Raw genomic sequence first — 23,213 nt, 5'->3', positions numbered from 1 at the left:
AACTCCATCTGAAATCAGATGGAGTTTTTTGTAGTAACAAACCTTCTTATTTAAATATTATGCTTTTGCAACAACAGTTCCGTTGAATTTTAACGTTTTAGGAGTTTCTTCAGCATTAGTTGTAACAGTAACTGATTTATTGAAAACACCTGCAGCAGCAGCATTATAAGTAGCTTTTACATAACCCGTTTTTCCAGGAGCAATAGCCGTTTTTGTATAATCTGCAGCAGTACATCCACAAGTTGGCTTAACATTAGTAATCAAAACCTCTTTGTCAGTATTGTTTTTAAATTCAAACTCAATTGTTTTTGGAGTTCCTTGTGGAATTTCACCAACGTCAATTGATTCCGATTTCCAAACAATTCCACCAACAGTTACTTCTTTAACTGTTCCGTTGTTTTGAACTGGGTTACCTGTAAACGACATTAAACCTAAAGTTAATGCTAACATTGAAATTTTAATTGCTTTCATAATTTTTTGATTTTATTTAGTTATTTAATTTTTAGTTAATTGTTGATGTGACTCATTCATCAAATTCAACAAGACAAATATATATCGAGAATTAATTACTGCTTGTTAAGTGATTTCAAATGTTTGTTAACAACTTGTTAATGGCAATTTACAAGCGTTTTTTTAAGTATTTTTGAAGTGAAGTGAATACCAAATCAGTAGAATTAGTTGAAAGCAAAAAACCTTAATATAATAATCGTACTCGGATTAATAGCAACCATCGGAATACTAATCGCTCAGTTGCTGTGGACGAGAGAAGCATTTTCAGTAGAAGAACAAAAGTTTTCTCAAAAAACTCACGTTGCATTACTTGAAGTGGTAAAAAAACTCTACAACAGTTCCAATAGTGAATTACCCGTTAACAATCCGATAAAAAAAGTAGCCAACGACTACTATATCGTTAATGTAGAAAATGATTTTCAGCCCGATATTTTAGAGTACTATTTAAAGACAGAGTTTGCCAAATTCAACATCAATACCGATTATGAATATGCCATGTACAACTGTGAAAGTGACGAAATGGTGTATGGTAATTACATCTCATTCTCTAATAAAAAAGCAAAAAAATCAGATGTTTATTTCCCTAAACATGAAAATTTAGTATACTACTTTGCGGTTCGTTTTCCGAATGAAACCTCTTATTTATTAAGTTCATTACGGTTTTGGTTTCTACTTTCCTTGGCCTTAATAGTCATTTTACTGATTTACGTTTATTCGATTTATACCATTATTCAGCAAAAAAAATACTCCGAACTCCAACGTGATTTCATCAACAACATGACGCACGAGTTCAAAACACCGCTTTCCTCCATCCTGCTTGCTTCTAGTTACTTGAACAAGCAAGAAAGCATCAAAAAGGATGAAAAACTAGAAAAATATACCGAAATCATCATCAGTCAAAGTAAAAAACTCAACAGTCATATCGAGCAAATCCTCAACATTGCCAAATCGGATAATGAACCTATGAAAATGGTAATGACCGAAGTTACAGTTGTTCCCATAGTCAAGGAAGTAATTGAAAATTTACAATTGCGAAACCCTAACTTGGTCGCTAAAATCAATACTGATAAAGACTACATAATCAAAGCCGATGAATTCCATTTTACCAATATCATTTACAATTTAATGGACAATTCGGTGAAATACTGTGATGGAAATCCCGAAATCATTGTTGCTATTACTGAAGAAAAAAATCAAATTAGAATGGACTTCTCCGACAACGGAATTGGTATTTCAAATAAGAATTTAAATTTTATATTTGATAAATTTTACCGAATTCCAAGTACCAAAAGTAATGAAGTGAATGGTTTCGGACTCGGATTGTATTACGTAAAAAAAATATGTACCCAACACCATTGGAAAATTTTTGCTTCCAATAACAACGATAAAGGAATTACGATTTCGATTGTGATTCCGAAATGATAAAAATAATTTTAGAAATTACACCACTATAATAGTGATAATTCGTGAAATTAGTGTGATTAATTAAGCTATGACAAAATATAAAATTCTTTACGCAGAAGACGACGAAACCTTAGCGTTTCTTACCAAAGACAATCTAGAACAACACTACGATGTGACTCATTGTACTGATGGCGAAATGTGTTTGGAAAGTTTCAAAAAAGAAGGTTTCGACTTGTGTATTTTTGATATTATGATGCCCAAAATGGATGGTTTTGATTTGGCTGAAAAAGTACGACAAATCAATTCTGAAGTTCCGATTATTTTTCTTTCGGCCAAAACCTTAAAAGAAGATCGCATCAAAGGATTGCGTTTGGGCGCCGATGATTATCTGGTAAAACCATTCAGCATTGAAGAATTATTACTAAAAATCGAAATCTTCCTAAAACGCTCGCAAAAAAAGACAATTACTGCCGAAAAGGTTATTTATACTGTAGGCAAATACCAATTTGACAGTAAAAATTATTTGGTTTTCACCGAATCCGAAAAAATCAGTTTGACCCAACGCGAAGCCGAACTTTTAAAACTGTTTCTCGATAATAAAAATGTGGTAATGAAACGCGAGGAAATCCTCAAATCACTTTGGGGCAACGACGATTACTTTATGGGAAGAAGTTTGGATGTATTCATTTCTCGCTTGCGCAAAATTTTGGCCAACGAAAAAGGAATCGCCATCGAAAACTTACACGGAATTGGGTTTAAATTTAGTGTTGAATAAACGGTTCAGTCAACACACGGTTTACTTTTACAAACCTGCGAGCGTAATACTCTTCATTAGTTGAAGATATAATTACTCCTGCTTGTATGGAAGAATGAATGAATTTGATTTCATCGCCATTCACCTCGGTTACCATTCCAACATGATTGATTCTACCTTTTCTACCCGTAGCAAAGAAAATCAAATCGCCTTTTTGAGCTTGAGAACGATCAATCGAAATTCCGTGATGCGATTGTTCTGCCGAAGTTCTTGGCAATGTCATTTCTATTTCACGAAAAGTCGCTAACATCAAACCCGAACAGTCAAATCCGCCCGGTGAAGTTCCGCCGCTTCGGTATCGTGTTCCAATGTGTTGCGAGGCTTTAGCGATCAAAAATTCCGCTTTACTCATATTCTCCAACGAAAGCGGTTGCACTTCAACTACTTCTTTTGGAGTTTCATTTACTATAGGATCAGGCGAACTTATAGGTAAATCCGAGCCCTTTTTTATTATAAGATCATATCCAACAGGCAAACCAGAACCAATACTCGGATTCATTAATTGCAATTCTCGTACAGAAACACCGTATTGTTTAGAAATACGGTACAACGTTTCTTTGGGTTGCACTTTATGGATGACCTTAGTTGCTTGTGTGTTTTCAACAACCTTTGGTTCTTCAACTGGAACTTTAGTTGTATTTTTTATTTCCTCAACAACATTCGGATTGTAGTGTGCATTCGGAATTTTCAATTTAGCTCCGATTTTCAAATTGCCCGTTTTCAATTCCGGATTCATGTCGCAAATCGTTTCCATCGAAACGCCATACAATTTAGAAATACTGTATAACGTTTGCTTCGGAGTAACCAAATGTGTCAAAAATTGACCATTAGCAACCTCAACAGGAGCATTTGTTGGACCGCTAACCAAAACTTCCTTTTTAAGTTCTTTTGGTTTCTTTGCCTCTTCTTTGAACTTTTTATTCGGAATCTCGACTATGGTTTTCAATCCCAAAACTTTATTTTTCAAGTTCGGATTCAACTCATAAATTTCCTTTTCAGTCACATCGTATTTTCGAGCAATTGAGTAAATAGATTCGCCCGATTTCACCTTGTGCTTGATTACTTTTTGTCCAAAAGAAGTAAAACCACAAAACAAAAACACAACGATAAAATACTTGAAAAACTGCATGAAAATAGATTTTGAAGGCACTTTTGTACCCAATAAAAAGTGGCGCAATTTAGCGAAAAAATGCCATTTTACCTCGATTTTTTAACTTAAATTTAAACCCAATCACTCTGAAGCATTGATTTTACTGAGTTTTTTGAAGCAAAAGGCTTGGGCATTCTTGTAATCCATGTTCCCGCTATCCGTTCTACTGCGTGCCACTTCTATCGGGGCTAGTTTAGGAACGTCGTACACAAAATCAGTAGTTCTAAAAAACTATTTTAAAATAGATACCTAACAGGTTTTAAAAACCTGTTAGGATAATAAGATTCAATTACAACGGAATATTTCCGTGTTTGCGTTTGGGAGTATCGACCACTTTATTTTCGAGCATGCTGAATGCTTTCAATAATTTTCTGCGCGTATCTTTTGGTAAAATCACCTCATCGATAAATCCGCGTTGCGCTGCTGTATACGGATTAGCAAATAACTCGGCATATTCGGCTTCTTTTTCCAACAATTTAGCTGCTGGATCTGCCGCTTCACTAATTTCTTTTTTGAAGATAATTTCAGAAGCACCTTTGGCTCCCATAACCGCAATTTCGGCACTTGGCCACGCAAAATTCATGTCGGCGCCAATGTGTTTTGAATTCATTACATCGTACGCTCCACCATAGGCTTTACGCGTAATTACAGTTACTCTCGGAACGGTCGCTTCGCTGAAAGCATACAACAATTTGGCTCCGTGAACGATTATTCCGTTCCACTCTTGATCGGTTCCAGGCAAGAAACCAGGAACGTCTTCTAAAACCAAGAGCGGAATATTAAAACAGTCGCAGAAACGTACAAATCGTGCGCCTTTTATCGAACTTTTCACATCCAAACATCCGGCTAAAAACTTCGGATTATTCGCAACGATTCCGATGCTTCTTCCTCCCAATCGGGCAAATCCAACAATAATATTTTCGGCAAAATCTTTGTGGATTTCAAAGAAGGAATCTTCATCAATAATATTTTCAATCACATCGTGCATGTCGTAAGGCTTGTTGGCATTATCGGGTACGATGGTATCTAATTTTTCACGCACTTCCTCTCCTAAAACATAAGGTAATTTGGGAGTAGTTTCACGATTATTTTGCGGCATATAGCTCAGTAATTTTTTGATGTCTTCCAAACATTCAATTCCGTTGGGAGACGTTACGTGTGCTACACCCGATTTGGTTGAATGCGTACTCGCGCCACCTAATTCTTCTGAAGTCACTTCTTCGTTGGTAACGGTTTTTACCACATTCGGACCCGTAACAAACATATAACTATTACCTTCTACCATCATAGTAAAATCAGTCATGGCAGGCGAATACACTGCTCCACCCGCACACGGACCCATAATAGCAGAAATCTGCGGAATCACACCACTGGACTGTACATTTCTATAAAAAATATCAGCGTAACCACCTAATGAGCGAACACCTTCTTGAATACGTGCTCCACCTGAATCGTTCAGACCAATCATCGGCGCGCCACTTCGCAAGGCCATATCCATAACTTTACATATTTTTTCGGCATGGGTTTCAGATAAAGCACCACCAAAAACTGTGAAATCTTGCGCAAAAACGTAGACTACGCGACCATTTATGGTTCCGTAACCCGTAATTACACCATCACCGTAGTAAATTTCCTTTTCCATTCCGAAATCAGTAGTTCGGTGGGTAACCAACATCCCAATTTCTTCAAACGAACCCTCATCGAGTAAATATTCAACGCGCTCACGAGCGGTTAATTTCTTTTTTTCGTGTTGTTTGGCAATTCGTTTTTCGCCTCCACCCAATTTGGCTAAAGCAATTTTATCGTTTAATATTTTGATTTTGTCTTCCATGATTTATTTTTTTTAAAGAAGAAAGAACGCTCTGCTGAAAGAAGCAAGACCGTTACACTGCAAGACAGACCACGTAGCATTTTGTCTTTCTTCTTTCAACGAAATGGTCTTTCTTCTTTCTTCTACATTCTTAATTAATAGGCAATCTCAATATTCTTTTATCCTCTGCATACTGACGCAATGCTAATAAAGCGGCTATTTCGGCTTCATTATCCAGCGATGATTTTAGTTTTTCGGCATCGTAATATGCTTTTACAAATCCGGTGTCAAAATCGCCCGAGCGAAACGCTTCGTGTTCCATAACAAATTTTCCGAAAGGCAATGTTGTGGCAACACCTTCAACGTGGTAATTATCAATAGCTTTAATCATCAGTTCGATCGATTCTTCACGTGTTTTGCCATACGTCACTAATTTGGACAACATTGGATCATAGTAAATCGGTACATCCATTCCTTCTTCAATTCCGTTGTCTACACGAATTCCTTCGCCTTCAGGCAATTGGTATTTACTTAAGAACCCAACATTCGGTAGGAAATCATTCATTGAGTCTTCGGCATACACACGAAGTTCCATTGCATGACCGTGAATTACTAAATCTTCTTGTTTGATGGTTAATTCTTCGCCACGAGCCACGCGAATTTGCAATTCGACCAAATCCAAGCCCGAAATCATTTCGGTTACTGGATGTTCTACTTGCAAACGTGTATTCATTTCGAGGAAATAAAAATTATGATCGGCATCCATTAAAAACTCAACCGTTCCTGCACCCAGATAGTCACAAGCGCGCGCTACTTTTACTGCAGCTTCACCCATTTCTTTGCGCTTTTCTGGCGTTAAAATACACGATGGCGCTTCTTCGACCACTTTTTGGTGTCGGCGTTGAATACTGCATTCGCGTTCAAAAACGTACAAAACATTTCCATGACTATCGGCCATAATTTGTATTTCGATGTGACGCGGTTTGGTAACGTATTTTTCAATAAAGACCGATCCGTCTCCAAAAGCAGAAGTGGCTTCACTGATGGCGCGATTCATTTGTGATTCGAAATCTTCTTCTTTTTCAACGATGCGCATTCCTTTTCCACCACCGCCAGCTGATGCTTTAATCAGAATTGGAAAACCAACTGCTTTGGCTGTTTTCTTGGCTTCGTCCAAATCTGTAATTGCATGGTCTACACCCGGAACCATTGGAATGTCGTATTTCATAACGGCTTCTTTGGCGGCGAGTTTACTTCCCATCATTTCGATTGCTTTCGATTTTGGCCCGATAAAAATGATGTTGTTTTTTTCACATTCTTCGGCAAAAGCGGAATTTTCACTTAAAAATCCGTAGCCCGGATGTACCGCATCGACGCCCAACTCTTTACAAACTTCAACAATTTTATCACCGCGCAAATACGATTGACTTGACGCTGCTTCACCTATGCAAACTGCTTCGTCTGCGTATTTTACATGAAGCGCATTTCGATCGGCAGAAGAAAAAACGGCTACCGTTTTGATGCCCATTTTTTTGGCCGTTTTCATAACGCGAATGGCAATTTCACCGCGATTGGCCACTAGTATTTTAGTTATTTTTTTCATCTTTTATATTTTAGAAGAAAGAAGAAAGACCACTTCGTTGCAAGATGAAAGACGAAAACTGCTGATCTTACAGCGAAGCGATCTTTCAGTGCAACGGTCTTGCATCTTTACTCTTTATTCAAATTCTATTAATAATTGTCCTTTATCAACCGCCATTCCTTTTTGAACTGCGATGGATTTGATGATACCATTTCGAGGAGAAAGGAAACTGTTTTCCATTTTCATGGCTTCTAGAATTAAAAGCGGGTCGTTTTCTTTGACCTCTTGCCCTACTTCTACACTGATTTCCAATATCAGTCCGGGCATTGGTGCTTTGATGACATTCACCACTTTGGTTCGACCGCGTTCAATTCCCATGCTTTGAATAAGAATATCCAGAGCATCTGAAATAGCCACTTCATACGTATTGTTATTGACTTTAACTGTGTATTTTTTGGCAATTAAATCAGCGGAAACAATCTCGGCTTTGTAGGGTTTATTCTCTTTAAGGATGTGGAATTTGTTGTCGCCAATACTCACGGCATCCAAATTTTTAAGATCATTTTCAGTCAATTCAAAAGAAGTTGCGTGATTGACTGAAAGTTTATAAGTAGTACTCATAAGGCTTTAATTAATTTGAGGTAAATTTAGTAAAAGAAAACGTTTTCGAAACTGATAAATCTCATAAAGTTGGTAAATAAATATAGTTTAATAGAAATTAGTTTTTGCCAATTATAAATCACTTGTTGTGATTAATAAGTCAAAGTCATCAAATAATAAGTGGCTCTATTTAAACCAAAAACTTACTCTATCTTTGTTTTGCTAAGTTAAAAAACAAATGTTTTGAAAAAGAAGTTACCAATACTGTATTTATTTCTACTCCTGATTTTTTGCGGAATGAGTTCTGCTCAAAATCAGGAAATTGATAGTTTAAAACGGGTATTACTTGTTACTAAAATTGACACTGCAAAAGCTAATTTATACAATCAAATTTCGAACAAGTACAAGGAAAGCAATCCTGACTCTACCGCTTTTTATGCACAAAAAGCGGCCTCTTTATCAAAAAAAATCAACTATCCTTTTGGATTGGCAACTTCTTTTTTAAACAAAGGGAATTCGAATATTATTTTAGGAAATTACAAGCAAGCCAAAGCTGATTTTGAAAAAGCAAAAAACCATTTTATCGCATTAGCAGAAGATGACGATTCCAAAGAAGTTAAAAACGGATTGGCTAAAGCTTATGCTAGTATTGGAGTAATTGCATCGGAAGAAAACAACTATTCGGTTGCTTTAGAGCAGTATCAAAAAGCACTCAAAATTTACTTAGAAATTGGTCAGAAAAACAATATTTCGAAAGCATATAATAACATCGGAATTGTATACAAATCGCAAGGAAACAATACAAAAGCGCTTCATTATTTTAAGAAAGCTTTACAAATTCAAGAAGAAATTGGAGAACAAGCAGCGGCTACATCACTTACCAATATCGGTGTCATTTATTTTGAGCAAGGAAATTCATCTGAAGCATTCAACTACTATAAAAAAGCAGAAAAGCTATTTGAAAAAATTGATAATCAACGTGGATTTGCACTGTTGAAAAATTATTTAGGTGATTATTACAAAAAGCAAAATCAAATAAACGGAGCTATTTCTTCATATACCCAATCACTTGAGATGTATGAAGCGATGCAAAACAAACATGGAGCTTCATTGGTTTTGTACAATTTAGGTCAACTTAATTTTGAACAGAAGAACAATTCTGAAGCTATTAAATATGCTACTCAATCGTTGAATTATGCAAAAGAAGTTGGTTTATTGGATCAAACGTTTCATTCAGAAAAACTATTGAGTGATGTTTACGATGCTTTGGGCAATCATCAACAATCACTGTTTCATTACAAAGAATATGTAAAAGCTCGAGACAGCATTAATAACTTAGAAAGCAACAAAAAGTTTGTACGAGCCGAAATGGATTTTGAATATCAAATGAAAGAATCGTTGCTTTTAGAAAAAAACAAAAGACAAAAATTAATCACTTTATTTTCTATAATTGGAGGTTTACTTTTATTAGGATTAGTGTTTGTGATTTTCAACCGTCGTCAAGTAAAACGAAGATTAACACTTCAAAAAGAAGTAACAGAATACGAGCAAAAAGCCTTGCATTTGCAAATGAATCCGCATTTTGTATTCAATTGCTTGGGATCGATATCTAGTTTTATTGTACAAAATGGAACGGATTCGGCCTTGAAATACTTATCGAAATTTTCCAAATTAATGCGATTGACGTTGGAATATTCTAAAGGTTCGATCATCCCGATTGACAAAGAAATTGAAGGTTTGCAAAATTATCTGGAATTAGAACAATTGCGGTTTCACAACAGTTTTACCTTTTCAATAGTATCGAGTGAAAAAGTCGAATTTAATATGGGTTTGCCTCCATTATTGATTCAGCCTTTTGTTGAAAATGCAATTCTTCATGGTTTGGTTCCGAAAGAAGGCGAAGGAAAAATTGAAGTTCATTTTGATGTACATAATAATCAATTGGTTTGTACAATTACAGATAACGGAATTGGCATTACCAAATCAAAAGAAATGAAAGAAAACTCAATGACCGCACATCAATCAATGGCGTTGGAAATCACCAAAAAACGTTTGGAAATCATGGAAGCCACCATTTCAAAATCGGCACAAATTGAAATTAAAGAAATTGAAGAAAATAATGCAATTCAGGGAACAAAAGTGACGTTACGATTGCCAATTCAATATATACAATAAAGCAATAGGCTTTAAGCTATAAGCTTTATGCAAAAAAATAATTTAAAAATGGCTTATTGCTTATTGCCTAGAGCCTAATGCAAAAAATATGATTACAGCAGTATTAATCGACGACGACAAACATTTACGAACCGGTTTAAAAGCACTCTTGGAACGGTACACTAATGAAATCAATATTATTGGTGAAGCGGAAAGTGTGAAGACTGGAGTGGAGACTTTGGAGCAATTAAATCCTCAGGTTATTTTTCTGGATATTCATTTATCGGACGGAACTGGTTTTGACATTTTAGAACAATTGAAAGGAAAAACCAAAGCACATATTGTTTTCATTACTGCTCACGAACAATACGCAGTCAAGGCATTTAAATTCAGTGCATTGGATTTTATTTTAAAACCAGTTGATCCTGAAGAATTACAAAACACTATCATCAAAATTAAAGAAGTGGTTGGAAAAAGTAATTCGTTTGAGCACATCGATTTACTGTTGGAAAACATTCGAAAAAAAGTAGACAATTACAAGCGAATTGCTTTATCAACTAGTGACGGAATCCATTTGTTTGAAGTATCCGATATTATTCGGTGTGAAGCAAAAGTAAATTATACTGAATTTTTCATCAAAAATCACAAACCGGTTCTGATTTCGAGAACACTCAAAGAGTTTGAAGAGATGTTAACCGAACACGGATTTGAACGCATACATCAGTCGCATTTGATTAATTTATCGTATTTGAAATCGTATATAAAATCGGATGGTGGTTATGTGATAATGGCTGACAATACTAATATTCCCATCGCGCAGAGTAAAAGAGAACGATTACAGGAATTGATTAAAAATCTTTAAAACTAGAAATCATGACAACAAAACATAAAACAATAGCTATGAAAAAAACAGTACTTTTTCTTTTACTTTTTACTGGTCTATCGTATTCACAAATAGTACCAATACCTGATCCCGTGTTTAAGCAAGCGCTATTAGATGCAACTTTTTGCCAAGACTTGAATGGAAATTTTACCGTTGTTGATACTAATTTTGATGGAGAAATTGAATTTAGCGAAGCTGCAAATATCAGCGTTTTGGCTTTTGACAGTTTGAGTATTACCAATTTAGATGGTATTCAAGCCTTTTTCAATTTGACCTCATTTGGTTGTTATAATTCATTAATCACGTCAATTGATTTAACAAACTCACCTGCATTGACGACAATTGCAATTTCCAATAATAGTTTATTGACCACTATCAACGTATCCAACTTAACTCAATTGGAAACCCTCGAGTATTTAAATTGTCCAAATTTAAGTTATTTGGATGTGTCCAATTGTTCTTCATTAACCACAAGCATCAACATTACAACCAATACATTAACCTATTTAAATGCAATGAATTGCAGTTCTATGTTTAGCATTACATCAAATTCAAATAGTTTAAATTATCTAAATGTTGATGGTTGTACTGGTTTAAATAATTTAAATGTATGGAACAGTCAATTGAATATGATCATAATTGGTAGTTTACCCAACTTATCAATAGTGAATTTGTATTTTAATCCTCTGCTTTCCAACTTGCTAATTGTTGATTGTCCAAATTTAAACACTCTGTATTGCAGCAATAATAATTTTACTTCATTAAATTTAGCTACAATTCCCAGCATAACTGATTTGAATTGTTCCTACAATCCAATTACTTTCTTGAATGTTTCTGTTCTTCCGAATTTGACTAGTTTATCGTGCGGGAATACACAAATTATGAGCTTGGATGTAACTGAATTAAACAATTTAACCTATTTGTGGTGCCCAAACAATCCTCAATTACAAACGGTTTTTGCTAAAAATGGTCAAAACGAAACATTTGTATTAGACAACAATCCGAATTTGGATTTTATATGTGCTGATGATGGTCAAGTAGCCACTATTCAAGGTCAATTAACTACTGCTGGACTAACCTCAACCGTTGTTAATTCTTATTGTTCCTTTGTTCCAGGTGGAGATTATAACACAATTACTGGAACAATTCGATACGATGCCAACAATAATGGTTGTAATGCATCGGATAGTACTCAATCATTCATCCGAATGAACATCAACGACGGAACCAACCAAGGTGCTACTTTTTCCAATGCCACTGGAACTTATAATTTTTATACTCTGACTGGAAATTTTACTGTAAATCCTTCACTCGAAAATCCGAGTTTCTTTACTATTACTCCTGCATCTGCAACTATTCCATTTGTAAATACTAACAATAATGTAGCTACCCAAAACTTTTGCATCTCCGCCAATGGTGTCCATCCCGATTTGGAAATTGTAGTTGCTCCAATTACACCAGCGCGTCCCGGATTTAATGCCACGTACCGCGTAGCATACAAAAACAAAGGAAATCAAACCTTATCTGGAACAGCCAGCTTAAATTATAATGATGCCGTTTTAGATTTTGTATCGGCCACAGCTGCTCCAACATCACAAAGTACTGGAATTTTGAACTGGAACTATACCAACTTGCTTCCTTTTGAAAGTAGAAGTTATTTTGTCACTTTGAATGTGAATACACCAACCGAAACTCCACCAGTGAATATTGATGATGTCTTGACTTTTTCTTCAACAATTACGCCAGTGGCATCCGATGCTTTTCCGTTGGACAATTCATTCACGTTAAATCAAACCGTTGTAGGTTCGTTTGACCCAAATGAAATACGATGCTTACAAGGTTCTTTTATTCCTCCATCAGAAATTGGGAACTATTTGCATTACATGGTGAACTTTGAAAACACAGGAAACGCAGCAGCAGAAAATGTAGTTGTAAAAGTAGATATTGACACAACCAAATACGATATAGCAACATTGCAAATGCTAAACACATCGCATCCGAGTTATACACGAATCAATGGAAATAAAGTTGAATTTATATTTGAAAACATCAATTTAAGTGCCACCAGTGGAAATCCACCTGTTGGCGGACACGGAAATGTCTTATTCAAAATTAGATCTAAAAACACTTTAGTTTCAGGAAATACTGTAGCCAAACAAGCCAATATTTATTTTGACTACAATGCACCAATTGATACTAACATGGCGCAAACTACTTTTGGAACATTAAACAACACTGTAGTTACCTTTGATGAAAGTATTTCTGTTTTTCCAAATCCAACTAATGGAAATGTCACTATCAATAGCAAATTCAACATCAAAACCATTGAACTATATGATGTACAAGGTAGAATTTTGGAAACAGTAATAGAAAATTCAAACGAATCGATTATAGATGTTTCAACAAGACAAAGCGGCATTTACTTCTTAAAAATCACTACTGATGAAGGAAGTAAAGTAGAAAAAATTATGAAAGAGTAATTATTAGATTCTCGAGTTTAAAACGCAAATCATTAAGTTGGTTTGCGTTTTTTTTTTATAAAACTAAAAGTCCAAATTGCCTTAATTTATCAATCGATTTAGAAAACCAAAAGAGTTCAAAATCGTCCCATTCAGTTTCAAAACTTTCTTTTAATTGAGCTATTGTGAGTAATTTATCATTAGAAACAGAAATTAATTCTAACGACTTTAACAACCATTCTCCTTTGTCCTTTTCCAAAGTGATGTCAAACGATTGTGTTTTTTCATGAAAAGTGAGTTGCATCATTTCCCATGTAGTTCCCTTTTTGGATTTGGTAAATATGGATTCTATTGGCTTTCCTCCTATCCAAACTACTTTTGCTGAAGGTTTTAAGGAAAAATCAGTTGCTTTTTCTAGACATGAAATAATATAATCTGGAGCAATTGTAGTCCTCGGAATCTTGAAATCGAACCATTCGCTCAACTCAAAATCGAAGCCGATTCCGTGCATGTAATTGAACAACGATTTTTTCAGTCCGTAACTGAACTTATCATGATTGATGCCTGTTTTGTCCTTAAAATTAATGTCGTTGTTGGCGAATGAAATTTCGTTCAACTCAGGTATCACTCCAAATTCTTCAGGAAACATTCCAACGGGCGAATGCGCAGTCATGGCAAATTGATGCCAAAATCCGCTTTGCAAAACACCCAATTCAAATAATTGACGTATCATTTCCAAACTATCGATTGTTTCTTGAATCGTTTGCGTAGGATAACCGTACATCAAATAGGCATGCACCATAATGCCGCTTTCAGTGAAATTTCGAGTCACTTGTGCCACTTGCTCGACGGTTACCCCTTTTTTTATCAATTCTAACAATCGATCGGAAGCGACTTCCAATCCGCCAGAAACGGCGATGCAACCCGAAGTTTTAAGCAGTAAACACAAATCGGCAGTAAAACTTTTTTCAAAGCGAATGTTCGTCCACCAACTCACTACTAATTTACGTCGGATGATTTCCAAAGCTACTTCACGCATTAAAGCCGGTGGCGCTGCTTCGTCCACAAAATGAAAACCATTTTCACCCGTTTGAGCGATGAGTTCTTCCATTCGGTCGACCAAAATCTTAGCTGCGATGGGTTCGTATAATTTAATGTAATCCAACGAAATATCACAAAAGGTGCATTTTCCCCAATAGCAACCGTGTGCCATGGTGAGTTTGTTCCAACGGCCATCGCTCCACAAACTGTGCATTGGATTGGCCATTTCGATTACAGATATATAGTTGGTTAAGGGCAAATCTGAATAATCTGGAGTTCCAACTTGGCTGTGTTTGTAATCGGGTTGAGTGGCATTATTTTTATAAACCAGCTCATCGTTTTCTAAAAGAAATGTTCTTTTATATTCTTTATCAGTTGTTAATTGTTCATTCTCAATTAGTAATTGAATTGGCAGTTCACCATCATCCAAAGTAATAAAATCAAAGAATTCGAAAACTCGTTTGTCTTTTAAATCACGCAACTCAGTGTTGGGAAAACCACCGCCCATGGCTATTTTAATCTGTGGAAAATGCTTTTTTATGAATTGAGCACAACGAAAAGCGCTGTATAAATTGCCTGGAAAAGGAACAGAAAAACAGATCAATTTGGGTTGCACTTCATTTAATCTTTCTTTTAGAATTTGAAGTGTTATTTGGTCAATGTATGTTGGTTGTTGATTCAAATGTAAGTACAATTCATCAAACGAATTGGCACTTCTACCCAATCGTTCGGCATAGCGACTGAAACCAAAATTTTCATCGACACATTCTACAATAAAATCGGATAAATCTTCTAAATATAATGTGGCGAAATGTTTGGCTTTGTCTTGCATTCCCATAGTTCCAAATGCCCATTCCATATCGTCTAATTGATCAAAACGTGAAGCTTCGGGCAGGAAATTTCCGCTGCAAATTTGACGCGCTAACGATGGATTTTTCCCCTGCAAAAAGGCAATTACAGCATCAATAGTTTTGATGTATTCTTCTCTTAGTGAAAAAATTCGTTGACAATTTAATGTAGCAAGTTGTACATCGTTAATTGAAAAAACGTGTTCTAGTCCTTTACTTGAAAATAACTTCAAAATCACCTCAATACCCAAATCCATCTGAAAAGAAGGAATGTTTTTGGTATTCAAAAACCCTTTCAAATACGCTGTTGCGGGATACGGTGTATTCAGCTGAGTAAAAGGCGGCGTTATTAAAAGGATGTCTTTCAAAGTGATTATTTTTGTAAAAGTACGGTAAATTTATAATTTAGTTTTTGTGACTTTAAAAATCTAAATCCAAATCTCCGATTCTTTATATTCGTTGGGAAAATAAGTCAAATACTGAACCATTCGAGGTGTTTTGCCATAATTAGCTGTAGCGCAATGCGGTAAAGCCTGATGCCAAATGACCATATCGCCCGCTTCGCCTACAATCGGAATGGGTTTTAGAGTTTGTAAGGCGTATTCTCTCGGGCTGACGTTTTCGGGTAGATTTTTCATCCACTGTTCGATTTCATTGTGAAATCTGGGAACGCAATGAAATGCGCCTTCGTTTTCGGCGCAATCCGAGAGGTAAATTAGTCCTTGCAAACGATTCGGAATCGGTAAATGCAAGCTTACATCCCAATGCAAATTACTTCCCTTGAAACTGTAATTGTTAGTGATGGGCGGATTAAAACTTACTTTATCAATGGTTTTATAAATGGCAGTCGATTGATACAATTGCTCGTACGCCTTCTTTATTCTGGATGAATTTCGATTGGCATTGAGTGTCGGATGATCCGAAAAATGAACCATCATTCCGCTTTGCTCTGGATGTTGTGTATACCACGATTGCTCGTCTTCGATGCTTTTTCCTAAAAATTCCCAAATGGCATTTCGGGTGTTTTCACAATCCTCTTTTGAAATGACATTTTTTACAACTATATACCCGTTTTGATTCCAAAATGCTAAATCTTCTGCCGTTAAAATGTCTTCAGTGTTTTGATTTGAAGTAAGATTGGATTTTGTTTGCTGCTGAATCCAAAGCGTAAATTGGTCCAAACTGGGTTGGCTATCATATAAATATGCAATGGCAACTTCCAAACTGATTCCCGATTGGTATAAAAACGCAACTTCTTCAGCCCAAGTTGACGTTTCATTAGTTGAGTTAAGAGTTCTTTTCCAGAAATTGGCAATCAAATGGGTTTTCATTGCATTTAAAATAGTGTTGTAAATATAATAATAAATCGTTGCTAGTAATTTACTACAATTATAAAGATTGCTTACTTCAAACAAATAATTTTTAGAATTATAAAACCTTCTTTTACTTATCTTTGCTCATATTTTTTGATACAAAAACCGATGAACAAACTCCTTTTTGTTTTAATAAACTTACTTGTAATTACTACTCAAGCACAAAAAAGTTCCGTCGCAGCTGGCGGAAATGCTACTGGCTCTTCCGGTACGGCAAGCTATTCTATAGGTCAAATTTCGTATAAAAGTCCAGCAGGTACAATCGTAAGTGATGGTGTACAACAACCCTACGAGATTCAAGTTTTGGGCACTTCTGATTATCCAGATATTACTTTAGTAATGATTGTGTATCCGAATCCAACAAGCAATTTATTGACGTTAAAAATACCTCAAGAACACCTATCCAACTTAAGCTATCAAGTCTATGATATCAATGGAAAAATAGTGTATGGTTTGCAAAAAATAACCAGCTCAGAAACCACCTTTTCAATGGAAAATAATCCAAAAGGCGTTTATTTTTTGAATGTAATTTCCAATGAAGAAATAATAAAATCGTTTAAATTTTTGAAAAAATAGCAATGAAAAATAGATTTAAAAATTACTTAACAGTTGTAGCATTAATTTTTACGTTTTTAGCAGTAGCACAAGCGCCACAAAAGATGAGTTATCAATCGGTAATCCGAAATAACACTGGCGATCTGGTTGCCAATTCACCCATCGGATTGCGCATTAGCATTCTCAAAGATTCACCAACTGGAACAGTGGTTTACAGCGAAACCATGACGAATACTACCAACGAAAATGGATTGTTGAGTATTGAAATTGGTGGTGGAACTCCAATAATAGGGACTTTTGCGGGAATTGACTGGTCGACTGGAACCTTTTTTATAAAAACCGAAACCGATCCTAACGGAGGTAGTAATTATGATGTGGTAGGAACGAGTCAATTGTTGAGTGTACCTTATGCATTGTATGCTGCAAAAAGTAAAAATTTAGGGAAGACATCAATTTATATTTCCGAAGATGCTACTCAGGCTGAAGTTGATGCGCAAATTGCGGAGGAAGCCGGACCCAACACCGAAAATATTTACATACAAAATAATCCTAATATAACTACATTAGATTTGAGCGCATTAAAGACCATGACAAGGGTTGAAATCTACAACAATTCTTCATTAACAAGTATAAATTTAGGAAACCTTACAAAAGTGTATGAAACAATACTCATTGGAAACAACCCTGTACTTTCTACAATTAATTTTGATTCCCTTTCTTATATAGGCACTTACATGGCTATGGACAACAATGATGCTCTTACAAATATAAACTTCCCATCATTGACTCGAATTGGAAAAGATTTTAATGGTAGTTTTTCATTAGGATTCATGCCTAACTTAGTATCTGTTAATTTCCCGGTACTTACTCAAATAATAGGTGTTGAATTTAATATATCATATAACAACCTATTAACATCAATCGAAATGCCTGCTTTGACAAGTGCTAAACAATCTGTTATCGCAATTAAACAGAATGCCATCTTACCAGATATTTCTTTAGGATTACTACAATTTTACAATATACCCATTATTATAACTGAAAACCCTTTACTGACTAATATAATGTTAGCCAATCAAACAAGTACGGAGATGAATGTTTCAAATGGTTATGATTTTTCTGGAAATGCATTACCATCCAATCAGGTTAATAGCATCTTGAGCAAATTTATCCCTTTTGAACCGCTATCGAGTTATGTTCAAATTGATTTAAACCAAAATCCTCCTGCTCCACCAACAGGGCAAGGAATAATAGACAAGCAAACCTTGATAAACAATGGGTTTAATGTGTTTACTGATTAATCAAAATTATATAAAAGCAAAAAGAGCAGTTTACTTACTGCTCTTTTTTTTAGACTTATCCTTTTTGGGCGAATCATTATCGTCTGATTTTTTGCCGAGTTTTTCCTTCAACCTTTTTTCGGTTTCTTCTATTAAATAGTTGTAATCCGAATCCATAACCATCAACTTTATTTCTTTGATGATTTTTTGGGCTTTTTTGAACTCTCTTCTCACTTCCAAAAACCTCACTTTTTTGAAAAGAATCTCCACTTTGTTGATTCCTTTGATGGTTAATGCAAAGTCGATTAACTTTTCGGCTTCATCCCAATCTTCATTAAGTAAAAGAGTTTGAATGTAAAACGGATACACTTCAATGGCATTGATGTTGATGCCAATCGCTCTTTCGAAAAGGCTTTTGGCTTCTTCATAATTCAACAATTGTTCGGCGTACACTCGCGCATACAAACACAACGCCATAGTGTTTTTATCGTCGTACGACAAAGCATAATCCAATGATTCAACTGTTTCTTCTAAGTTGAATGGATAGTTGTCCAAGGCTTGAAATAAATATTTATCTACAGTTTTCATTTTGTTTATCTTTTACAATCGGATGGGAAAAACCATTTCAGATTTCTTTTCTGATTTCGTTTTTGGCTTTCTGTCGTTCCGATTTATTGTTTTTACTTATTTTCTCTTTTTTGAAATCCGTTCCTTGAAATACTCGAATCGGATTTCCTCTTTGAATTTGCAATTGGTTCGTCCAGGTAGTTTGAAACTCATTTTTGAGTTGTTCTACTTGGTTGTGTTCTAGTTTTTGAAGCAATCGTTCGGTAGCCAATTTCTTGTTTTGATGTTGCGCACGTGAATCCATAGCGACAACTGAAATTCCGCTTGGAATGTGCGTGGCTCGAATGGCCGAACTTACTTTGTTGACGTGTTGTCCGCCTGCGCCCGAGCTTCGCATCGCCTGATACTGAATGTCTTTTTCAGAGAATTGCGCAGCTGCTGATTGCTCTACTTCGAAAACGCCGATGAACCAATTTTTCGTTTGTGAAACTTTCGAAAAGTGCTTTGACCAATCCATTGAATAGTTCCTATCCACGATTGTGCGAATATTTGGGCATTTTTCCCTTCAATTTGCACCAAAGCACTTTCTACGGTTCCGTTTTCCGAGCCTGCTTCATGTTGCAGTACAGTCGATTTTAAATGGGAATCGGCTGCTTCTTGCACCATTTTTTTGAGCACTTGAGCGACTACCCAAGTACATTCGGCTGGACCTCTTCCAGAGGTTATTTGTAAGACGTGTTTAGTATTGTCCATTTTATTTTTTATTAAGTTTACAAAAGGTTTACGGTTTCTTTTCTAGCCCCGATTGGAGGAAATGCCGCGCATGACGGAAAGCGGGAACATGGATTGCTGACACAGACCAAGCCTTTCGCTTCAAAAAAAACCTCTCACCTATTTATCCATTCGTACAATTTTGGGTGCGAATGTGCCGAGAACGTCTACCAATTCGCTTTGTAACTCCATTACTGTATGGATGTTTTTATACGCCATTGGTGCTTCGTCGATTCCGCCACCGATTAAATGTACGTCGTTGTCTTTCAATACCTTTTTGATATCGCTTTGCGTGAACTTTGCCTTGCATTTGGCTCTCGAAAACAGTCGTCCTGCACCGTGAGAAGCAGAGTTCAAACTCGCTTCGTTGCCTTTTCCCATGACGATGAATCCAGGCGCAGTCATTGAACCCGGAATGATTCCGAGTTGTCCTTTAGCGGCTGGCGTTGCTCCTTTTCGGTGTACGATGCATTCGTTGCCATTTACCAATTCTTTCCACGCAAAATTGTGGTGGTTTTCGATGGTAAAAACGGTTCGTTTGCCTAATGCTTTTGCGATGCGACGATGAATATCATCGTGACACGCTTTGGCATAATCACCCGCTAAATTCATTGCCAACCAGTATTCCTGGCCATCGTGCGTGTTCAAATCGAGCCAAGCCAGATGTTGCACGTTTTTGGGCAGCGGACATTGTTTGGTAGCCAAATACGTATAATGTTTGGCGATGTTGGCTCCCAATCCGCGTGAACCACTGTGCGACAAAACCGCGATGTATTCGCCGGGTTGTAACTTCCACTCGGGCAAGGTTTGATCGAGTTTCACAATTCCGAATTCGACGAAATGATTGCCACCGCCCGAAGTTCCTAATTGCTTGTACGCTTTGTCGAGCAACTGTTTTACCATTGGAATTTCTTGGAATTCGTTGCGGTAAAACACTTCGTGATCGGCTTTTGTGGCGTGCGTTTCGTTCATACCAAATTTGGTGTTGTCTTTTAAAATCGCTTGCAACTGATGGTCTTTTCCTTTTAGGAATGACGCTGGCAAGTCGAAGACTGACAAACTCATTCGGCAACCGATATCTACTCCAACACCATACGGAATCACCGCATTATTAGTGGCTAAAACTCCGCCAATTGGCAAACCGTAACCCGAATGTGCATCGGGCATTAATGCTCCTGAAACCGCGATCGGTAATTTCAAAGCGTCGTACAATTGAAATTTGGCTTGCTCGTCGATTTCGTTTTCACCGAATATGGAAAAAGGCGCTCGAGTGTTGTTCAGTTGATGCAATTTGACTTGCACTGGGTTGACTAAACCTTCGGCTACTTTTCCCCAAGTTCCGTGCATTTTGAACTTTTCGGGAGCGAGCAATACTTCTTTGGCTTCGTTTAGAATCGATTCTTTTTTCTCTTTTTTACGGTACCTATTAATTTGCCCTAAGGCGATATTGATTGAATTATTTTTGGGAAAGCCCAATTTGATTAGGTCTTTTCCTGATAATTTATTTCCCATGATTTTGATTATAAAATAATTACGTGCCACATCGTGAAGTGCGAATTGCATAACGAGATGGCGAACCTTTTATCCGAAAAGGATAAATAATCAGTCGGTTGTCGGGAAATTTTTGAAGTGTCTAGAATAAAAAAAGCCCGAAACTAAATGTCTTCGGGCTTGTTCATATATTCTATTGTTTGTTTCTAAGAATGAAATAAGCCACGAAGAAAAGCTACACCAGTACCAACTGATGAATTGCTTAGAGGATTGAGATTAAATAATGTCATTTTTCTTCGTTTTAGTAATTGTTATTTTTAACGGCACAAATTTTTAGAAAACTTTTTTACAATTCCAAATTTATTTTTAAATAATTTTTACTTCACTCTATAACAATACGTTACATGATTAATTTTAGTTTTTTATGATTTTTTTGGTCTCGAATCGTCCGAAATTATCGGTTATCTTGCACAGATAAATTCCAGAACTCAGGCTTGATACATCTATCGTTTCAAAGTTAAAATTTTGAATCAGAATTGATTTTCCTAGACTATCAAATAATTCAACTTGAGTAAGTTGAGCATTGGGCGATGCAATTGAAATGATTCCGTTGGTAGGATTTGGAAATAGTAGTACATTTTGATTATCAAATTCGTCAGCGCTCAATGCACTGTCTACCATATATGCACCTCCATTCCAAGAAGTAAATTGAGACCATTTTTCTGTCGAATTTCCGAATAGAACTTTATTGCCTTTGGCCACCGTAAAATATCCAAAATCATCGTTATCAAATGAACTCATTCCTTTGTATAAACCAACATAATTCCAACTCGTCCCATTAAATTGGTAGTGAAATGCTGGGTTTTTTCGTTCCATCTGCAAAATATACCATCCAACAGGAATAAGGTACATATTAGTGCCTCTTACTTTCACTTTATATTCTAAATAATCACCTTCTTGAAATGAGAAATTTTCTGAGAAATTCCATTGAAATTGATTATCTGACCAATTGTAAATTTTAACTCTTTTACCGAAGAGAAAAGGGTCTGCGGTATTTTCATCGTAATGATACATGTACAACTTACCGTTAGAAAAACTAACCCTATCCGAAGCTTTAACATTTACATTAAATTCGGTAAAAACTGGCATTTGCAAAGTATTTAATAATCCCCAACTTACATTTCCGTGTTGGTATGTGTAAACGGTATCGGTAGTGCTTCCATCTGACGTAGTAACCATTTTATTGTTTTCAAATTCTAATAAATCACCGAAACCAAAATCAGCTTCGTTACCTGACAAAATCCCTACATGGGCAAAAGTATCATTTTGTATTAGGTAATAATGATACACACCTCCATTATTCAAAGTGCTACTGCCGTTACTATCGTACCCAGAAGCTGTTACAAACAATTGACCATCATGGAAGGCTATATTAGAACCAAATCGATTGTTTTCGGACTGAGTTGTAGGTTGTAATTTGAGTAAATAGTTCCAATTACCGCTTACTTTTTTGTATACGTACACTGCGCCTCCGTTTGTTACATTAGTATTATTGGTAGTGGAACCGATAAACAGAAAATCGTTGGTCATTTCTATTCCTCCATCAAAATTTTGATTTGTTTCAGGCGAATCTAACAATCCATTAGGAGTAATTTCTGTTCCCATATTGAAAAGATACAATTTAGAAATCACATTGGGTACAGTATTACCCATGACTGCGATTTCATTGTCATTAAAACTGCCACTTTTTCCAAAAGAAATAACGGATGAAAAATCTTGAGGTTCTACTCGAAGCACTTGCGCAGAAGTGCATAAAGAAACCAAAACAAAAAAAAGAGATAACTGTTTCATAACTAACCCATTTTAACTCAAATATAAGGATAAAATGAAAAATAGCATCGAGATGTACTATTTTTGTTTG

General features: G+C 36.0%; 17 protein-coding genes and 1 pseudogene. 7 read left to right on the top strand and 11 right to left on the bottom strand.

All coding sequences use genetic code 11. The features are described 5' to 3' along the window. Window positions 1–57 precede the first annotated feature (57 nt). Window positions 58–471 (bottom strand): DUF1573 domain-containing protein, encoded by a 414-nt coding sequence (locus tag VK161_RS05725; RefSeq protein WP_324213799.1) that lies wholly within the window; start codon window positions 469–471, stop codon window positions 58–60. Between the two features lie 207 nt (window positions 472–678). Here VK161_RS05725 and VK161_RS05720 point away from each other — a divergent pair, with 207 nt between their 5' ends. Continuing rightward, window positions 679–1,932 (top strand): HAMP domain-containing sensor histidine kinase, encoded by a 1,254-nt coding sequence (locus VK161_RS05720; protein WP_324213798.1) that lies wholly within the window; start codon window positions 679–681, stop codon window positions 1,930–1,932. A 70-nt stretch (window positions 1,933–2,002) separates the two neighbouring features. After that, on the top strand, window positions 2,003–2,689 hold the full coding sequence (locus tag VK161_RS05715; RefSeq protein WP_324213797.1) for a response regulator transcription factor: 687 nt from the start codon (window positions 2,003–2,005) through the stop codon (window positions 2,687–2,689). On the opposite strand, the gene VK161_RS05710 is transcribed toward VK161_RS05715, so the two are convergent. The 4 genes from VK161_RS05710 to VK161_RS05695 all read right to left on the bottom strand — a co-directional run bounded on the left by VK161_RS05710 (window position 2,676) and on the right by VK161_RS05695 (window position 7,891). Further along, a complete protein-coding gene (locus VK161_RS05710; protein ID WP_324213796.1) occupies window positions 2,676–3,857 on the bottom strand; it encodes a LysM peptidoglycan-binding domain-containing protein in 1,182 nt (393 codons plus the stop codon). The two genes, VK161_RS05715 and VK161_RS05710, sit on opposite strands and share 14 nt — an antisense overlap. Window positions 3,858–4,167: 310 nt before the next feature. Further along, window positions 4,168–5,709: an acyl-CoA carboxylase subunit beta gene (locus VK161_RS05705; protein WP_324213795.1), complete on the bottom strand. Its 1,542-nt coding sequence runs from the start codon at window positions 5,707–5,709 to the stop codon at window positions 4,168–4,170. A gap of 130 nt (window positions 5,710–5,839) precedes the next feature. Beyond that, the gene (locus VK161_RS05700) at window positions 5,840–7,282 is read right to left on the bottom strand and encodes an acetyl-CoA carboxylase biotin carboxylase subunit (protein WP_324213809.1); all 1,443 of its coding nucleotides are present in this window, start codon (window positions 7,280–7,282) and stop codon (window positions 5,840–5,842) included. Between the two features lie 123 nt (window positions 7,283–7,405). Further along, on the bottom strand, window positions 7,406–7,891 hold the full coding sequence (locus VK161_RS05695) for an acetyl-CoA carboxylase biotin carboxyl carrier protein subunit (RefSeq protein ID WP_324213794.1): 486 nt from the start codon (window positions 7,889–7,891) through the stop codon (window positions 7,406–7,408). Between the two features lie 222 nt (window positions 7,892–8,113). Between VK161_RS05695 and VK161_RS05690 the strand changes: the two genes are divergently transcribed. The 3 genes from VK161_RS05690 to VK161_RS05680 all read left to right on the top strand — a co-directional run bounded on the left by VK161_RS05690 (window position 8,114) and on the right by VK161_RS05680 (window position 13,387). Continuing rightward, window positions 8,114–10,045, top strand: coding sequence for a tetratricopeptide repeat-containing sensor histidine kinase (locus VK161_RS05690; RefSeq protein ID WP_324213793.1), 1,932 nt, complete (start codon window positions 8,114–8,116; stop codon window positions 10,043–10,045). An 88-nt stretch (window positions 10,046–10,133) separates the two neighbouring features. Further along, window positions 10,134–10,886 carry a LytTR family DNA-binding domain-containing protein gene (locus tag VK161_RS05685; protein ID WP_324213792.1) on the top strand — a complete coding sequence of 251 codons (753 nt, stop codon included), beginning with the start codon at window positions 10,134–10,136 and terminating at the stop codon, window positions 10,884–10,886. A gap of 38 nt (window positions 10,887–10,924) precedes the next feature. Next, window positions 10,925–13,387 (top strand): DUF7619 domain-containing protein, encoded by a 2,463-nt coding sequence (locus VK161_RS05680; RefSeq protein ID WP_324213791.1) that lies wholly within the window; start codon window positions 10,925–10,927, stop codon window positions 13,385–13,387. 55 nt (window positions 13,388–13,442) lie between these two features. Here VK161_RS05680 and VK161_RS05675 read toward each other — a convergent pair whose 3' ends face one another. Together VK161_RS05675 and VK161_RS05670 are read right to left on the bottom strand one after the other, a co-directional pair. Then, complete coding sequence (locus tag VK161_RS05675; protein WP_324213790.1) at window positions 13,443–15,623, bottom strand: B12-binding domain-containing radical SAM protein; 2,181 nt, start codon at window positions 15,621–15,623, stop codon at window positions 13,443–13,445. Between the two features lie 60 nt (window positions 15,624–15,683). Further along, on the bottom strand, window positions 15,684–16,586 hold the full coding sequence (locus VK161_RS05670) for a phytanoyl-CoA dioxygenase family protein (RefSeq protein WP_324213789.1): 903 nt from the start codon (window positions 16,584–16,586) through the stop codon (window positions 15,684–15,686). Window positions 16,587–16,736: 150 nt separating this feature from the next. Here VK161_RS05670 and VK161_RS05665 point away from each other — a divergent pair, with 150 nt between their 5' ends. Continuing rightward, on the top strand, window positions 16,737–17,204 hold the full coding sequence (locus tag VK161_RS05665) for a T9SS type A sorting domain-containing protein (protein ID WP_324213788.1): 468 nt from the start codon (window positions 16,737–16,739) through the stop codon (window positions 17,202–17,204). 2 nt (window positions 17,205–17,206) lie between these two features. Next, on the top strand, window positions 17,207–18,484 hold the full coding sequence (locus tag VK161_RS05660; protein ID WP_324213787.1) for a hypothetical protein: 1,278 nt from the start codon (window positions 17,207–17,209) through the stop codon (window positions 18,482–18,484). Between the two features lie 30 nt (window positions 18,485–18,514). Here the strand turns inward: VK161_RS05660 and VK161_RS05655 are convergent, their stop codons facing one another. The 4 genes and pseudogenes from VK161_RS05655 to VK161_RS05640 form a co-directional block, all read right to left on the bottom strand. After that, on the bottom strand, window positions 18,515–19,051 hold the full coding sequence (locus VK161_RS05655) for a hypothetical protein (RefSeq protein WP_324213786.1): 537 nt from the start codon (window positions 19,049–19,051) through the stop codon (window positions 18,515–18,517). 37 nt (window positions 19,052–19,088) lie between these two features. Beyond that, window positions 19,089–19,783, bottom strand: a pseudogene (prfH, locus tag VK161_RS05650) (peptide chain release factor H). Between the two features lie 138 nt (window positions 19,784–19,921). Continuing rightward, entirely contained in the window at window positions 19,922–21,313 is a 1,392-nt protein-coding gene (locus VK161_RS05645; RefSeq protein WP_324213808.1) for an RtcB family protein, read from the bottom strand. 393 nt (window positions 21,314–21,706) lie between these two features. After that, on the bottom strand, window positions 21,707–23,143 hold the full coding sequence (locus tag VK161_RS05640; protein ID WP_324213785.1) for a T9SS type A sorting domain-containing protein: 1,437 nt from the start codon (window positions 23,141–23,143) through the stop codon (window positions 21,707–21,709). Between the last annotated feature and the right edge of the window lie 70 nt (window positions 23,144–23,213).

This window comes from Flavobacterium sp., assembly GCF_035299245.1.
GTDB lineage: Bacteria > Bacteroidota > Bacteroidia > Flavobacteriales > Flavobacteriaceae > Flavobacterium.
The sequence above is the reverse complement of the archived record's forward strand: the minus strand, read 5'-3'. Positions and strand labels throughout refer to the sequence as shown.

What these genes read in the sequence shown, in the direction of transcription:
- VK161_RS05725 (WP_324213799.1), bottom strand. Translation starts at nt 471, where the DNA reads ATGAAAGCAATTAAAATTTCAATGTTAGCATTAACTTTAGGTTTAATG.
- VK161_RS05715 (WP_324213797.1), top strand. Translation starts at nt 2,003, where the DNA reads ATGACAAAATATAAAATTCTTTACGCAGAAGACGACGAAACCTTAGCG.
- VK161_RS05710 (WP_324213796.1), bottom strand. Translation starts at nt 3,857, where the DNA reads ATGCAGTTTTTCAAGTATTTTATCGTTGTGTTTTTGTTTTGTGGTTTT.
- VK161_RS05705 (WP_324213795.1), bottom strand. Translation starts at nt 5,709, where the DNA reads ATGGAAGACAAAATCAAAATATTAAACGATAAAATTGCTTTAGCCAAA.
- VK161_RS05695 (WP_324213794.1), bottom strand. Translation starts at nt 7,891, where the DNA reads ATGAGTACTACTTATAAACTTTCAGTCAATCACGCAACTTCTTTTGAA.
- VK161_RS05685 (WP_324213792.1), top strand. Translation starts at nt 10,134, where the DNA reads ATGATTACAGCAGTATTAATCGACGACGACAAACATTTACGAACCGGT.
- VK161_RS05680 (WP_324213791.1), top strand. Translation starts at nt 10,925, where the DNA reads ATGAAAAAAACAGTACTTTTTCTTTTACTTTTTACTGGTCTATCGTAT.
- VK161_RS05670 (WP_324213789.1), bottom strand. Translation starts at nt 16,586, where the DNA reads ATGAAAACCCATTTGATTGCCAATTTCTGGAAAAGAACTCTTAACTCA.
- VK161_RS05665 (WP_324213788.1), top strand. Translation starts at nt 16,737, where the DNA reads ATGAACAAACTCCTTTTTGTTTTAATAAACTTACTTGTAATTACTACT.
- VK161_RS05660 (WP_324213787.1), top strand. Translation starts at nt 17,207, where the DNA reads ATGAAAAATAGATTTAAAAATTACTTAACAGTTGTAGCATTAATTTTT.
- VK161_RS05655 (WP_324213786.1), bottom strand. Translation starts at nt 19,051, where the DNA reads ATGAAAACTGTAGATAAATATTTATTTCAAGCCTTGGACAACTATCCA.
- VK161_RS05645 (WP_324213808.1), bottom strand. Translation starts at nt 21,313, where the DNA reads ATGGGAAATAAATTATCAGGAAAAGACCTAATCAAATTGGGCTTTCCC.
- VK161_RS05640 (WP_324213785.1), bottom strand. Translation starts at nt 23,143, where the DNA reads ATGAAACAGTTATCTCTTTTTTTTGTTTTGGTTTCTTTATGCACTTCT.